Annotated in this window: 1 protein-coding gene; it reads left to right on the top strand. The window is 72.8% G+C overall.

Annotated features, from left to right (window positions below):
* Positions 1-232, top strand: a 232-nt coding sequence (locus tag ACZ3GY_RS24870) for a cytochrome c peroxidase (protein WP_465912501.1), incomplete at both ends; no start/stop codon positions are given.

The raw sequence follows: 232 nt of genomic DNA, 5'->3' as shown, positions 1-232 counted from the left end.
GATCCGTCCTTGTCCGCGTCCGGCCGGCTCGCCTTCGCAAGCTGCCATGTGCCGGTGCTTGCGCATGCCGGCAGCACGGCCACGGTCAGTGGCGGCGCGAACCTCGACCAGCTGGGAACGCGCAATGCGCCCTCGCTGCGCTATCTGGACTTCACGCCGGCGTTCGCGGCCGGCGGCGATGGTGCCAGCGGCGGCTTCGACCGCGATGGCCGCGCGCAGACGCTGGCCGAGC

Source organism: Pseudomonas sp. PME37.24/006 (assembly GCF_055556635.1).
The sequence above is the reverse complement of the archived record's forward strand: the minus strand, read 5'-3'. Positions and strand labels throughout refer to the sequence as shown.